The organism is Planctomycetota bacterium, assembly GCA_035574235.1.
Taxonomy (GTDB): domain Bacteria; phylum Planctomycetota; class MHYJ01; order MHYJ01; family JACPRB01; genus DATLZA01.
The window spans coordinates 44,386-58,840 of sequence record DATLZA010000075.1 but is presented as its reverse complement, the minus strand read 5'-3'; the positions used below and the strand labels follow the sequence as shown (position 1 = coordinate 58,840).

Sequence of the window (14,455 nt, the reverse complement as noted above, 5' to 3'; positions counted from 1 at the left end):
TGACCCGCCAGGGCCGCGAGGTTCCCGCCGGCCCGCGAAGCCAGGAGCTGGGCCGCCGCGCGGTCGAGGGTCTTGCCCAGCCGCTGGGCTTCGGTGGAAATCCACCGGGGAAGTTCCGCGGGGCGCGGGGGGCGGCACTCGACGACGACGGCCCCTTCCCCGAGGGCCGGGACCTTTCCGCCGGGGACGAGGGCGGCCAGGACGGCGGCGGGCGACGGGGCGGCCAGGTAAGCCCGCAGCGCGTCGGCATGATTATGGACGAAGTTGCCTTCATCGGCGAGGACGACGAGCTTGCGGCTTCCGAGGAACGGGGGCGTATAGAGCTCGTCGGCCAGGCGGGTCCAGTCGATCTCGGAGGAGGTCAGGCGGACGGCGTGGGCGGCCAGTTCCGGATCCCGTTCGCGCAGGAGGGCCACGCCGCGGTCGCGCAGGAGGGCTTCGGGTCCGGCGAAGACGTACACCGGCGCCGGGGGTTTCTTCCCCCGGATCTCGGCGGCGAACGAGGCGAAATCGACGGGCGACGGATTCACGGAAGAAATTCAGTATACCAGCGGGTGGAAGCAATGCAATGGCCGCGCGCGGGGCGGTTGATTCGGGAACCGGGCGCGCCTATAATGCGATTCGGGAGGAATCGGAACAGCCTGTTGAAACCCTTCGAGAAGACGGTTTACCGGGAGCGGGCCCTGCTCGTGGGCACGGTCGATCCCGGGACCGACGTTCGGGCGGCGGACCCCCTCGAGGAGCTGACGCGCCTGGCCGAGACGGCCGGCGCGATCGTCGTGGACCGGGTGCTCCAGAAGCGGGAGCGGCCCGACCCCCGCACCTACATCGGATCCGGCAAGGTGGGGGAGCTTTCCCGTCTGGCGGCGCAGCACCGCGCCGACTGCGCGATTTTCGACAACGAGCTTTCTCCCGCCCAGGTCCAGAATCTCGAAAAGGACGTCGGCTGCAAGGTCATCGACCGGACCGAGCTGATCCTGGACATTTTCGCCACGCACGCCCGGACCCACCAGGCGAAGCTCCAGGTGGAGCTGGCGCAACTGGAGTACAACCTCCCGCGGCTGTCGCGGCTGGGGGCGCACCTGCGGGGCGAGCAGCAGGCGGGCGGTTTCGGAATCGGGATCGGCCAGCGCGGCCCGGGCGAAAAGCAGCTCGAAGTGGACCGCCGCCTGGCGCGCCGGAGGATCACGACGCTGCGGCGCGAGATGAAGCAGCTTGAGGAGCGCAAGCGCCGCGAGGTTTCCGCCCGGACGCTCGAGAACACCACGGTGTCTCTGGTCGGCTACACGAACGCCGGAAAATCCACGCTGATGAACGCGCTGACGGGGGCGGGGGTGCTCGTGGAGGACCGGCTCTTCTCGACGCTGGACACGCGCACGCGGCTCTGGACGATCGGCCCGGGGATCCGGGTGCTGCTCTCGGACACGGTGGGGTTCATCCGGAACCTGCCGCACGACCTCGTGGCGAGCTTCCACGCGACGCTCGAGGAGGTGACGCAGGCGGACCTCCTTCTGCACGTCGTGGACGCCAGCCACCCCCAGGCGGAGGAACAGATCCGGTCGGTGGAATCCGTGCTCGAGGAGCTGGGCTGCCGCGGCAAGCCGACGCTTCTTCTGTTCAACAAGATCGACCGTTTCCGGGACGCGGTGGAGCGGGAGATCCTGCTGAACCGGTTCCCGGGATCGCTGGCGCTGTCGGCGCGGACGGGAGAGGGCCTGGATCTCCTGGCGCGGCGGGTGGCGGAGGCGCTGACGCGCCAGCTCCGGGAGATGGAGGTTTCGATCCCGCTGACGGAGGGGCGGCTCCTGGCGGAGCTGGCGACCTGGTCGGTGCTGGTGGACCGCACGTTCGTGGACGGGCACGTCCGGATGCGGGTGAAGGTGCCGGCCCGGGCCGTCTACAAGCTCGAGCGCTTCCGGGTCTGATCCGCGGCCGGCCGGACCGCGGTTGACAGGGCTTTGAAGGGTGGGATATAATTTGCCGTCGGAGACTCGGATGACCGATCCACAGCCGTTCGACGTCCGGCGCGCGATCGAGCAGAGCTCCTCGAAGAGCACCCTCCAGGAACTCGCCAAGCGCGGGATCCATCGGGTGAAGGTCCTCGACGAGCAGATGATCAACAAGCTCATCGGGGACGCGGTGGAGCGGATCGTCTCCACGAAGACCAACCTGCTTTCCGCCGACGACCGCCAGAAGCTCATTGCCGCCTCGCGCCAGGAGCTCGACCGCCTGATGAAGGAACATCAGGCCATGAAGGACAAGGCCGAGCTCATGGAGAAGGACAAGGCGGGGCTGGCGGCGGAGGTGGAAAACCTCCAGAAGCAGATTCAGCTCCAGCGCAAGCTCGCCGAGGACACCGCCAAGCAGCGCTACGAGGACGGCAAGGCGATGATGCGCGCCGAGGTCGAGGACATGCGCAAGAAGATGGCCTCGATGGAGCAGGAGATCGAGGCGCGGGTCCGCAAGCAGGTGGAGCTGGAGTATCAGGCCAAAATGGCCCAGGAGCGCCTGGTCCTGGAACAGATGAAGGCGGAGGCGGCCCAGAAACAGGCCCAGATGGTCGAGGAGCTGCGCAAGTCCGACGAGGAGCTCTTCATGAAGCTGTCGGAGCTCTTCACGAAGGCCATCGACGGCGTCAACAAGAAGCTGACGGATCTGCGCCTGAAGGCGCTGGCGGGAGGAGGGGTCGGGGCGGGCGCGGCGGCCCGGTTCGAGGGAGACCTCGAATTCCGGCCCAGCCAGGCCACGATCGAAAGCCTCGTCGCCAGCGAGCTGGAAAGCAACCTCAAGCAGATGCAGGTCGAGGCCAAGACGAGCGGAAAGATCTCCAACGCCCTGGAGCGCCTCAAGGCCATGCGCAGCGGCCAGGGCGGTGGGGAGGCGAAGAAGGACGAGGAGAAGAAGTAGCCCAGGGGGGGTGGCTGGGGGGTCCGGCCCGGGATAAAATCACGTCCGAGGTCACATTCAGGAGGGACACACGGTGGGTATCCGGTACGGCAAGGGGTTGGACGTCGGGACCGTAAACTTGGTGGCCGCGGAAGAGAACGAGAAGGGCGAGGTCGAGCTGCGCCCGAAGCGCAACGTTTTCATCGACGTGCCCATCGACGCGTATACCAAGAACATGCTCACGCGGCTGAACGTGCCGTATGTCGTTCAGGGCAAGAAGATGTACGTCCTGGGCGAACCGGCGTTCGAGCTGGCGAACGTCCTCAACCGCAACACGCGCCGGCCCATGAAGGACGGCCTCATCTCCCCCAAGGAGCAGGACGCCCTGCCGGTCATGAAGCTTCTCATCGGCTCGATCCTCGGCCAGCCCCGCGTTCCGAACGAGGTCTGCTATTACTCCGTGCCGGGCGACCCGATCGATTCGGATCTTTCGGTGGCCTACCACCGCGACCTTTTCGACGCGGTGCTCAAGTCGCTGGGATACAAGCCCAGCCACATCATCGAGGGTCACGCCGTCGTCTTCGCGGAGCTGGCGGAGGAGGACTTCACCGGGATCGGCATCTCCTGCGGCGGCGGCATGTTCAACATCTGCGTGGCGTATAAATCCATGCCGGCGCTTTACTTCTCGACGGCCCGTTCGGGCGACTGGGTGGACCTGAACGTGGCCAACGCGCTCGGAATCAAGCCGGCCAAAGCGGCTCTTCTCAAGGAAAAGGGCGTCGATCTCCTCAAGCCCAGGAACCGCGAGGAGGACGCGATCTCGATCTACTACCGGAACCTCATCAAGTACAACCTGACCAACATCGCCGAGCGGTTCCGGGCCGCCGAGAACATGCCGAGCTTCCCGGATCCGATTTCGATCGTCTTCTCGGGCGGAACGGCCATGGCGGGGAACTTCATCGAGCTCGTCAAGGCCGTCTTCAAGGAGCTCGACTTCCCGATCCCCGTCAAGGACATCCGGATGGCGAGGGACCCGTTCAACGCCACGGCCAAGGGCGCGCTCGTGGCCGCCCAGCTGGAAATGGCCAGCCAGGCCGCCTGAGGGCCGCGGGACGGCGGCGACACGCGGGTAGGAGGCGCGTAGCGAGAGCCATGGGCGAAGAGGCCAAGGCGTTCGGGGAGCAGCTGTACTCCCGGCTCCAGCGCAAGGGCCTGTCCAAGTATCAGGTGGACAAGGTCCTGGCCCTCCAGCGCCTGGACCCCGAGGTCGCCGAGCTCGGTTCCAAGGGGCTCCTCGGAGACGCCCAGCTCCTGGAGATCTCCAAGATCAACTCCGCCGCCCGGCAGAAGCAGCTGGCGGAACTGGCGGTCGAGAAGAATCTCCCGGCCACCTGGGTCAAGGAGCTCACCAAGATCATCCGCTCCGCCGAAAAGGCCCGCACCGACGCCGAGGCCAACCGCTACTGGGACTTCTTCTTCGAGATCAAGGAGATGATCGAGAAGGAGGGCCCCACGCGGCCCATCATGCAGATCATCAAGAACTTCTCCGTCGAGAAGCCCGCCTCCCGAGAGGGCCGCGTCGAGGTCGCCGACGACGGCGAGCGGCGCATCGTCAGCTTCAACAAGCTCGACCTCGATCTGGGGCGGGGCCTCGACGTGGGCACCGTCAACATCTGCGCCGCCGCCCGCCGCCGAGACACCGGCGAGGTCGCCTACAACATCCAGCGCAACGCCTTCCTGGACGTGCGCTCCGACGCCTTCACGAAGAAGATGCTGATGAAGCTGGGCATCGACTACATCGTCCAGGGGGACAAGGGCTACGTCCTCGGCGATCCGGCCTTCGAGCTGGCCAACATCTTCGAGAAAAACACGCGCCGGCCCATGAAGGACGGCATGATCTCGCCCATCGAGCCCGAAGCCCTGCTCATCGTCAGCCTCATCATCGCCCAGCTCCTGGGCCACCCCAAGCAGGTGGGCGAAGTCTGCGCCTTCTCCGTCCCGGCCGACCCGATCGACGTCGAGCGCAACGTCATCTACCATCGGGGGGCGCTCGAGGCGGTCCTGCGCAAGCTGGGCTACACCCCGAAACCGATGCTGGAGGGCCACTCCGTCGTCTTCTCCGAACTGGCGGCGCAGGACTACACCGGCATCGGCATCTCCTGCGGCGGCGGCATGTTCAACGTCTGCATCGCCTACAAGAGCGTCCCGGCCCTCACCTTCTCGACGTCCCGCGGCGGGGACTGGATCGACAACAACGTCGCTCAAGCCATCGGCATGCCCGCCCCCATGGTCTGCGCCGTCAAGGAAAGCGGCGTGGACCTCCTCAACCCCAAGGACCGCGTGCAGGACGCCATCGTCATCTATTACCGCAACCTCATCCAGTACACCCTGGAAACGATCAAGCAGAAGCTCGAGACCGCCCAGAACATGCCTACGTTCACCCGCCCGATCGACGTCGTCTGCGCGGGCGGCACCTCGCTCATCAAAGGCTTCATCGAAGTGTTCCGGGACGAATTCGAAAAGGTCAACTTCCCTCTCGAGGTGAACGAGATCCGCCTGGCCCGCGATCCGCTGCGGGCGATCGCCCACGGGTGCCTGGTGGCCGCCATGGAGGAACAGCGCGCCCTCCAGGAAGCCCAGATCCAGATCGCCCCCGCGGCCCTGGAGCGCTCCGCCGTCTCCAAGGCCGAAAAGGCCGACGCGGGGACGCGCCGGCGCCTGGCCCCCACGCCGCCCCCCACGCCGGCCCCCGAACGGGCCGCTCCCTCCAAGGTCGAGAAGACCCCCGCCAAGACGCCGCCCCCTTCCAAGCCCTCCGCTCCCAAGGAACAGGCCCCCGCCCTGGAAGAGGTCGTGGAGCTCGAGGAACTCAAGGTCGAAGAGCTGGACGGCGAACCCCGGCCGGGCGCCGGAGACATTCCGCTCATCAGCTGAACTTCCCGGGCCGGAAAACCGTTATACCAGCATGCGCTCGCTGAGCGGTCCCGAACTGGCCCTTCTCGTCGGACTTCTGACGGCGCTGTCCTTCCTCGTCCAGATCGCCCTGGCCAAGCGCCGCTACGAAAAGCGCGCCGCCGAACGCCGCGCTCAGGAGGCCGCCCGCCGGAGAGCGGGCGGACCGTAGCGCCCTCGGCCTACCGCTCTCCAAGGCACCAGAGATGCCGGGCGGTTCGCAGATAAATCCGGCCCCGCGAAAGGGCCGGAGAGGCGTAACATTCCTCCCCCAGCTCGTTGCGGGCCACGCGCTCGAAGGTCGGACCGGCCTTGAGCACGTGCGTCGTCCCCCGATCGTCCGTGAAATACAGATACCCGCCCGCCGCCACGGGCGAAGCGCTGTGGTGCGGCCCCAGGCGCTCCTTCCAAAGCCGCCGCCCCGTCTTCGCCTCCAGCGCGCTGGCCAGACCGTCGTCCGAAACCACGAAAAATCGGGACTCCCAGGCCACCGGCGAAGGGACGTACGACACCCCCTCCCGTTCGTGCTGCCACAACACATGGGTCCGCGTGACGTTCCCCTCCCCGTCCGGCCGGATCCCCGTGAGATACCGGTCCGGGTAGCCCCCCGTGACGAAGAGAACGCCGTCCGCGTACACGAGGCTGGCCACGTACTGTTCCGTGGGACCGTCCACAATCCACAGCAGCCGGCCGGTGTCCGGATCGTAGGAGGCCACGCACTTGCTCCCGCTCAGCACGAGCTGCGCGCGCCCGGCCGCTTCGATCACGACCGGAGGCACGTACGAACGCGTCTTGTTGGGCCGGTCCGCGCGCCAGCGCTCCCGCCCCGTGGCTCTCTCGAGCGCCACGATCCAGGCGTCCGCGTCCTGGTCCCCGTTGAAGATCACGAGATCCTTGTAGAGCGCCGGCGACGAGCAGAAGCCGTGGGGGGAATAGAAGCTCCCGGGGACGCGCTTCCAGACGAGGTTCCCCTCCAGGTCGTAACAGAAGACCGCGAAATCCGTCCGGTCCAGGAACGCCGTGAAGATGTACCGGCCGTCGGTCGCGGGCGTGGAACTGGCGTAACTGTTGAGGCGATGCTTGCGCTCCTTGGGGGCCACGAGGACCGTCCGCTCCCAGAGGAGACGTCCGTTCCGCGCATCCAGGCAAAGCAGCTTGCGCTCGTCGGTGCTCTCGACGTACGTCGTCAGAAACAGGCGGTCCCCGGCCAGCACGGGCGAGGAATGGCCCCAGCCCGGCACCGGGACCTTCCAGAGAACCCCCTCGGTCGCGCTCCAGCGAAGAGGAAAGCCGGTTTCGGCGGAGGTCCCGTCCCCCTTGGGTCCGCGCCAAGCCGGCCAGTCCTGCGCCCGGGCGATCCCCGCCAGCGCCAGGACGGCGAGCGCCGCGCCCCGCATGAACGCACCTCCTTGCCCCCTTACGGGGCGGGCGAGAACCGCAGGCCGCCGACCCGCGCGCCGAACTTGTCGTAGGCCACGTAGTCCTCGGGATCGGAGCTCTGCGGGAACTCCACCGCGAACGCACGCGTCTCGCCCGGCTTGAGCGGCCTGGCCTGCGGGCCGTCGTGGGCGCTCGAAACGAGCACCGGCCAGCAACGGCCGAACGTGGCCCGCCCTTCCTTGTCGGCCCCGATCACGTCCAGAAGGTGCGGCTGCCCTTTCGGATCAAGATAGTACACCGTCAAATCCAGCTCGTCGAGCGAACGATCCCCCGTGTTGCGGACCTCGCCCCAGACCCGGACCGCGTGAGAACCCAGCGCCGGACGCTTGGACTGCGGCACGTCCTCGAACCCCAGCACCTTCACGTCGATCTTCCGGGCGTATTCCTGAACCGCCGACCGTTCGGCCCCCTCGTCCACGAGGACCACGCGGAATCCCTGCGTGTGCACGTTCGTCAGCCACCAGCTGCTCCGGGGCCGGTTGGGATCGGCCTCGTACCACTCCTTGGGCACCCCGTGCCGGAGCGCCGGCCCGAGTTCCGACGCGGGCGTGTTCCAGGCTCCGCCGCGAAGCACGGGACCGTACTCGGGCGGATTCATCGGCTCCAGGCAATATTCCCACACGTTGCCGAGAAGGTCATGCAGGCCGATCGCATTGGCCTTCTTCTCGCCCACCGCGTGACTGCGCTCGCCGCTGTTGCCCGCGTGCCACGCCTGGGAATCGAGATCGCCCCCCAGGCCGGCGCGGCAGGCGTGTTCCCATTCGGCCTCGGTCGGCAGGCGGAAGCGCCGCCCCGTCAGGCGCGCCAGCCAGTCGCAGAACGCCGCCGCGCCGTGCCAGCGGACGTTGATCACCGGACGCCGCGCCTCCAGGAAGTGATTCGGCAGCCCCACCTGGCCGAAATAGCTCTTGGCCTTCGTCGGCCGCGTGATGCCGTCGACCTTCAGGCGCTCGACGTTGCTCTGCTCGCTCTCGAAGAAGGCGTCGAACTCCCCCCAGGTGACTTCGAACTTCCCCATCCAGAAGGGACGAAGTTCCACTTCCCGCCGGCTCCCCCCGTTGGCCCCCACCGTCACCCGTCCCCCCGGAACGCGGACGACCGTCACGGTCAGGGACGTGCCGGGGACCGGAATCTTCTCCTCGCGGATTTCCTGAGCGAGCGCCGGGCCGGCCGCGGCCGCCCAGCCAAGAAACGCTGCGATACCGACGCGCACGGACACCTCCGGGATCACTCGCGGACCAGATGAATTCTCGAAACCACCGCGGTCACCTGATGGAGATCCAGCGGCCCCGCCTCGATGAACGGATGCGGAACATCCAGGGCGAACGTCCGCGATTCGCCCGGCCGGAGCGGCTTGCGGTGCTCCCCCTCATGCGCGCTGTGAACCAGCACCGGATGGCACACGTTGAAGGCGGGTTTCTCCTTCGGATCCTTCCGCATGGGCTTCCCGTCCTCGTCGAGAAAGACGACCATGACCTCAAGCTCGCGCACCGGAAGCTCGCCCTTATAGACGAGCTCGCCCTCCACGCGGTCGAGGTAATCCGGCCGCTTGCCCGGCCGGACGATACGGACGTTGCGGAACTCCACCTGGGCGGCGGCGCGGCGTTCGGCTTCCGGATCGCCGCCCTCGACGCGCACGACGCGGAACCCCACAAACGGCCCGTCCGTCAGCCACCAGAGACGCAGCGGCCGCTTGGGATCCCGCTCCGCCCACTCCTCGGGAATGGTCTGACGGTTCGCGGCGCGCACTTCGGAAGCCGGGCTGTTCCAGGCCCCTCCCCGCACCACGGGGCCGAAGGCCGGCGGCGCGTAGGGTTCCAGGCAAAGTTCCCAGGCGTTCCCGAACATGTCGTACAGCCCCCAAGGGTTGGGCTTCTTTTGCCCCACGGGGTGGGTCTGGTCGCCGCTGTTGTCCTTGAACCAGGCGTACTCGGCCAGGGGTTGCGGAGCGGGTCCCGCCAGGCCCGCCCGGCAGGCATATTCCCATTCCGCCTCGGTCGGCAGGCGGTAGCGCTGACCGGTCTTGCGGGAAAGCCACTCGCAGTAGCCGACCGCGCCGTACCAGCCGATCGAAAGCGCCGGATGGCGCGGGGTCTGCTCGGCGCCGTTGGGAAACGGCTCCTTGGGATCCACCACGTCCGGCTGCGACGGACGGGTCACCCCGTCCGCCTTCTCCTGCCGGTAGCTCTCATAGTAGAGGGAGTACTCCTCCCACGTCACCTCCCGCGCCCCGATCCAGAAGGATCCCAGCGGGATCTCCCGCACGGGGCCTTCGTCCGGCTGCCGGCCGGGCTCACCCTCGGGGCTGCCCACGACGGCCCGTCCGCCGGGCACGCGCACCAGTTCGAACCGCACGCCCGTACCGGGAATCGCCACCGTTTCCCTGGGAGGAGGTTCCTGGGCCGCGGCCGCGCCGCCCAGCGCCAGCGACGCCCAAACGACGCCGACCCAAGGCCGGGAAAGAAGATTCATGAAAGGTCTCCTTGCGCGGCCCGATTATAGAGATCACGACGCCCGACCTCAAGCGGCGCCGGAAAAAGGAAGGAGGCCGCGCCGCCCCGTTCAGCGGCCCGAAAGCACCCGACCCCCGGCCGGCCGGTGGGCCGCCGCGTACGCCAGAAGCGCCTCGTGCTGGCGGAAGAATCCGTGCTCCTCGACCCCGTAGGGAGCCTTGAAGAAGCATCCCAGGTGCCGCAGGACGCCCGACTCGTTGCGGCGGTGCGCGAAGTCCACGAACCGAACCAGGTCCAGGACCAGGGGCGCCGCCAGCGCGGAGTCGCACCCCTGCCAGGTGAACTGAAGCGACATCCGGGCGCCCAGGAATCCCGTGAAATGAACGAAGTCCCACGCCGTCTTCCAGTCCCCCAGCGAGGGCACATAGTCGATCCGGACGCGGGAGTGCACCGACTCGTCCTTGAGGATGTCCCGGAGGCACTGATCCTTGTCGCGCGTCTTGGCGCGGTTGGCGTCCGGCTCGTCGAGGACGCGCCCGTCGCGGTTGCCGAGCATGTTGTAGCCTTCCCACGAGAGCACGCGCAGGTTCCGCGCCACGAACATGGGCGCCAGCGTCGTCTTGAGCAGCGTTTCGCCCGTCTTCCCGTCGCGCCCCGCATGGGGCACCCCGCGGCGCCGCGCCAGTTCGTCGAGCGCCGGGAAGCTCGAGCCGATGCACGTCGTGAAGTTGACGTACGGGAACCCCGCCTCGATCGCCGCCGTGGCGTAAAGGACGCTGGCCGGAAAGAGGTCCCGGCGGTCCGCCTCCAGAAGCGCTTCGAACGATTCGAGATAATGGAACTCCCGCGGGGGAACGAAGTGCGGCTCCGCCGAGGTGAGGTGCACCACCACGACCTCGTCCAGGCCGTGACGCGCCCGGAAGGCTTCGAGGTCCGAGCGGATCAGGCGGACGATCTCGCGCAGGGGAAGCGGGCGATCCCCCGCCTCCGGGGCGATCGAGCGGACGCCCCCGCCGCTGTTGAGCGTGACGCCGGGGCGGAGATTCTCGCTCCACCGCGCCAAAGCGGGCCGCACCGCCTCGAGAACGGCCGGGGTCAGGACGCCGTTCTCGCGCGCGTACTCCTCGGCGGCGGCCACCCAGTCCACGGGCCGGATCTCGTGGCCCCCGAAGACGAACTGGTCGAACCGCGGCAGATCGAGATCACGGAACTCCGGAAGCTCGCTCACGAGCCCCGCGGTTCCGATGGCGCCGGACCGGACGGCCTCGGCGCCGGCCACGGCGCAGGTGGCCACGCTCCCGCACGCGCCGACAATCCATACCCCGACTTTGCGCTCCATGGTGCCTCTCGTGAATGCGCCCCCCGCCCGGCGGAGGGCTTTCCCACCCCGATACTCTACGTGCGCCCCCCTTACTTGATGTGCTTGAAAAGAATGTCGAGCGTCGAAAGGACGTAGCTCGTCGTCAGCACGGGATCGCCTTCGTACCAGCCGGGGTTGTCGTTCTTCCACATCTTCGACTCCCGCACGGTCTTCAGAAGCTGTTCTGCCAGCTCCACCGGCCAGTCCCGCTTGCGCCCGTCGAAGGTCTCGAAGGGACGCTCCCCGTAGGCGTCCAGCGCGCGCGCCATGACCAGATAGTAGTAATAGAGCCCGCGCAGGTGGTGGCGCTGCGTCGCGTCGAAGGCGAAGCCGGGGTGGCTCTCGATCGAGTAGTTCTTCCGCACCCAGTCGATCGCGGCTTTCACCTCGGGGGAGTCCTTCCGAAGCCCGGCGTAAAGATACGTCTTGATGCCGTCGTAGGTCATCGAGCCGTAGCTCTGAATCACCTCCCGGTCGGCGATCTTGCGGGTGCCGGCCTTCTGGATCGAGCCGTCGGCCACCGGGGCGTAGTAGAGGCCCCCGTCGTCCCCCACCGAAAGACCCGCTTTCTTGAGAGCTGCGACGAACTCGGGGTCGTTGTTCACCTCGGTGTTGTTCTGACACTTGCGCACGAACTCCACGACGAGCTTCCAGAACTCCTCGTCCCGGGGCAGCCCCGCGCGCTCGGCCATGATCATCCCCTCGGCCGCAAAGCCGGTGATCGAGAGGTTCGCGATCGATTTCTTGGTGGTCACCTGACCGCCGACCACGACGGGCGATTCGTCGCCGTAGCCCAGCCCTCCGCGGTGGATGCCCTCCTTGAGCTGGTTCTGCCGAAGGTAGGCCTGAGCGCCGCGGAGCGCGTCGGCGACGCGGTCCGTCCGCTCCACCGACGCGAGCGCCATCATGCACACCGCCGTGGTGTAGGTCTTCATGAACGAGCCCGTCGGTCCTTCGCCGAACGACCCGTCCGCGTTCCGCTTGGAGAGCAGAAACTCCGTGGCCCGGTCCACGGCCGGACGGTACTTGGCCCGCAGGGCCTGCGGCGCGTTGGCCAGACCGTGCAGAATGAGCCCCGTGTAGGCCGGGCTGGGCATGGATTTCCCGGGAGGCCCCATGTGCCAGGCCCCGTGCGGATCCTGCTGGCTCACCAGCCAGTCCGCCGCGTTCGCGTAGATCTCCAGAAGCTTCTTACCGAGTTCGCTTTCCTGCGGCGCGCCGCAGAGCGCCGCGATCGCCAGCACGCACATCTTCATGGCACGCTCCTGAAATAGCGCTTAATCACCGCGTCGTACTTCGGATCCCAGTCCGGTTTGTCCATGCGAACCGCCGGGCCGGGGGCCGCGCCGGCCGCCCCCGGGCCGTCCTCCTCCGTCGGGGCGCCTTCCGGGCGGACCCGCTGACGCTCCAGCTTCGCCGCCGCCGCCTCGGGCGTCCGGGCCGCCCGCGGGCGCCGTCCCAGCCGGCCCAACCGCGCCGCCAACGCCTCCGCCGCCGCTCCCGCCGCATCCCGGAGCCGCAGCGCCTCCTCGCGACCGGGCCCCCCCGATTCGGTCAGAAGACGCGCCTCCAGCTTTTCGCGCAGCGCTTCCAGCCGCTCGAGGGCCGCCCGGGCCTCTCCGCGCCGCAGAAGCTCCGTCACCTCGCGGAACTCGATCGGACCGCCTTCCGCGATCGCCTCCAGCCGCGCGGCCTCCGCCGCGAGCACCGGTTGCAGCGCCTCGTCGTCCGCCGCCCCGTCTCCCCCCGATCCCGCCGCGGGCATCGCCCAGAGCGCCGCCAGAAGTAGCGCGCTTCCCGCCAGAAAGCGCGCCTCCCGAGGAAGCCGGCGCGGAGGAAACTTCGCCCGCGCGAACGCCGCCGCGGCGTCCGCGCCCTGCAGTTCGCGAAACGGACCCGCCCCCTCGACCGCCGTCGCCAGCCGCTCCTCCAAGCCCAGCCGCCGGTCCAGCTCGATCGCGCAGTCCCGAAGGGAAAAAGTCCGCGCCGCCGCCCACGCCGCCAAGGCCAGGGGAACCGCCGCGACCGCCAGGAGCGCCGCCGGCGGCACGCCGATCGAAGTCGCCCTCGCCGCGGCCACTCCCGCCGCCGCCGCCAAAGATGCGTAAAAGGCCCCCTTCAGCCCGGCGTCCAGCGCCCGGGCCGCCCGCAGACGGCGGCGATGCACCGCCAGCGTCGCCAGCAGGGCCTCCATGCCCTACTTCTCCTTCTCCTCCCGGTCGTCGGGCCGGAAATCCTTGGCCTGTTTGGCCAGCTCCTTCTCCAGCGCGGCGATCTCCCGACGCTCCTCATCCGTGGGCGGACGGAAGATCACCCTCACCGGCGTCCCCGACGGCGGCAGAAGCATGTAATTGGCGGCAAAGAGCGTGTCGTCCACCGCTTCTTCGAGCGGATTGTCCAGCAAGGCCGTCTTGTCGCGGAACGTCGTCACGAACGACCGGCTGTTGGCCGCCGCCAGGACCTTGTGCGTCTTCTCTCCCTTCGGATGCGTCGGATCCTGCACTTCCGCCCACTGGGCCACGTAGGTCCAGCCCACCCGCGGCATGGGAGCATTCCGCCGGATGCTGATGATCAAGTCTTCCGACCGGTGAGTTACCAGCTTTCCATCCTTGTCCTTCCACTGCACCAGAACGATCACCCGCGAGCCCTGCCCGGGATCCTCGATCCCCAGCGCCGTCGGCAGCCGCCCGCGCGTGAATCCCGCCGACGTCAAAGCCAGGTCGAGGGACTGGGCGTCACACTCCAGCCGCAGCACCGTCTCGTGCTCCTTGCCGCTTTGACCGCAGCCGAAAAGTTCCACCAGACCGCGCGTCACCAGGATCGTCCCGGGCACGACCACGCCGGTCACCCGCTTGCCGTCCGACCCCGAACGCTCGAAGATGTAACCGCCCCCCTGAAGCGCGGCCACAAAGTCCGGACGCTCCTCCGCTTTGGACCCCACCTCGAACTCAGGCTCCACGACCGGCGGCACGACGAGACGCGGATCGGGCTTGTCTCCCACTTCGGGATCGGGCGCGGCCTCCTGAGGCTTCGAGGGCGCGGCCGACGCAGCCTCCGGAGACGCCGCCGGCGCGGAGGGAGCCGTCGGCGCGGACGCGCGCTCCTGCGGGGACGTCGCAGCGCTCGGCGTTGCAGCCACCGGATCCGACTTGGCTCCCTCCGGAACAGAGCCGCCCGGCATGCGCATCAGGAGCGTTGCCCCCGCCGCCACAAGCAAGATCGCCCCCACCGCCAAAATGATCGGCGCTCTCTGCATGCGATTCCTCTACAGAGTTTCCCAGAGGTTTACTTGCAAACCCCTTGCCACGGCCCCAATTGTAACACGCTGCCCCATAAAGTTTTGCACAAACGAATTTTCCAAGCC

Annotated in this window: 13 protein-coding genes; 5 read left to right on the top strand and 8 right to left on the bottom strand. The window is 68.1% G+C overall.

Translation table 11 applies throughout. The features are described from left to right. Positions 1–530 (bottom strand): hypothetical protein (locus VNO22_06315; GenBank protein HXG60965.1); only part of this gene is annotated, 530 nt, incomplete at its 3' end. Between the two features lie 114 nt (positions 531–644). On the opposite strand from VNO22_06315, the gene hflX reads away from it, so the two are divergent. The 5 genes from hflX (at position 645) to VNO22_06290 (ending at position 6,010) form a co-directional block, all read left to right on the top strand. Beyond that, positions 645–1,925, top strand: a complete 1,281-nt coding sequence (hflX, locus tag VNO22_06310; GenBank protein HXG60964.1) for a GTPase HflX — start codon at positions 645–647, stop codon at positions 1,923–1,925. Positions 1,926–1,995: 70 nt separating this feature from the next. Next, positions 1,996–2,907 carry a hypothetical protein gene (locus tag VNO22_06305; GenBank protein HXG60963.1) on the top strand — a complete coding sequence of 304 codons (912 nt, stop codon included), beginning with the start codon at positions 1,996–1,998 and terminating at the stop codon, positions 2,905–2,907. A gap of 73 nt (positions 2,908–2,980) precedes the next feature. Further along, on the top strand, positions 2,981–3,988 hold the full coding sequence (locus VNO22_06300) for a cell division protein FtsA (GenBank protein ID HXG60962.1): 1,008 nt from the start codon (positions 2,981–2,983) through the stop codon (positions 3,986–3,988). Positions 3,989–4,038: 50 nt separating this feature from the next. After that, the gene (locus VNO22_06295; GenBank protein HXG60961.1) at positions 4,039–5,820 is read left to right on the top strand and encodes a hypothetical protein; all 1,782 of its coding nucleotides are present in this window, start codon (positions 4,039–4,041) and stop codon (positions 5,818–5,820) included. A gap of 31 nt (positions 5,821–5,851) precedes the next feature. Continuing rightward, positions 5,852–6,010 (top strand): hypothetical protein, encoded by a 159-nt coding sequence (locus tag VNO22_06290; GenBank protein HXG60960.1) that lies wholly within the window; start codon positions 5,852–5,854, stop codon positions 6,008–6,010. 10 nt (positions 6,011–6,020) lie between these two features. On the opposite strand, the gene VNO22_06285 is transcribed toward VNO22_06290, so the two are convergent. From VNO22_06285 to VNO22_06255, 7 genes are all read right to left on the bottom strand, one after another. Beyond that, on the bottom strand, positions 6,021–7,235 hold the full coding sequence (locus VNO22_06285; GenBank protein ID HXG60959.1) for a PQQ-binding-like beta-propeller repeat protein: 1,215 nt from the start codon (positions 7,233–7,235) through the stop codon (positions 6,021–6,023). Positions 7,236–7,255: 20 nt separating this feature from the next. Then, on the bottom strand, positions 7,256–8,509 hold the full coding sequence (locus tag VNO22_06280; GenBank protein HXG60958.1) for an SUMF1/EgtB/PvdO family nonheme iron enzyme: 1,254 nt from the start codon (positions 8,507–8,509) through the stop codon (positions 7,256–7,258). Continuing rightward, on the bottom strand, positions 8,506–9,750 hold the full coding sequence (locus VNO22_06275) for a formylglycine-generating enzyme family protein (GenBank protein ID HXG60957.1): 1,245 nt from the start codon (positions 9,748–9,750) through the stop codon (positions 8,506–8,508). The genes VNO22_06280 and VNO22_06275 overlap by 4 nt, the downstream gene beginning before the upstream one ends. 90 nt (positions 9,751–9,840) lie before the next feature. Further along, positions 9,841–11,070, bottom strand: a complete 1,230-nt coding sequence (locus VNO22_06270) for an inositol-3-phosphate synthase (protein ID HXG60956.1) — start codon at positions 11,068–11,070, stop codon at positions 9,841–9,843. 71 nt (positions 11,071–11,141) lie between these two features. Then, a complete protein-coding gene (locus tag VNO22_06265) occupies positions 11,142–12,347 on the bottom strand; it encodes a prenyltransferase/squalene oxidase repeat-containing protein (GenBank protein HXG60955.1) in 1,206 nt (401 codons plus the stop codon). Further along, positions 12,344–13,285 carry a hypothetical protein gene (locus VNO22_06260; protein ID HXG60954.1) on the bottom strand — a complete coding sequence of 314 codons (942 nt, stop codon included), beginning with the start codon at positions 13,283–13,285 and terminating at the stop codon, positions 12,344–12,346. The genes VNO22_06265 and VNO22_06260 overlap by 4 nt, the downstream gene beginning before the upstream one ends. 3 nt (positions 13,286–13,288) lie before the next feature. Next, complete coding sequence (locus tag VNO22_06255) at positions 13,289–14,347, bottom strand: YdjY domain-containing protein (protein HXG60953.1); 1,059 nt, start codon at positions 14,345–14,347, stop codon at positions 13,289–13,291. Positions 14,348–14,455: the final 108 nt, after the last annotated feature.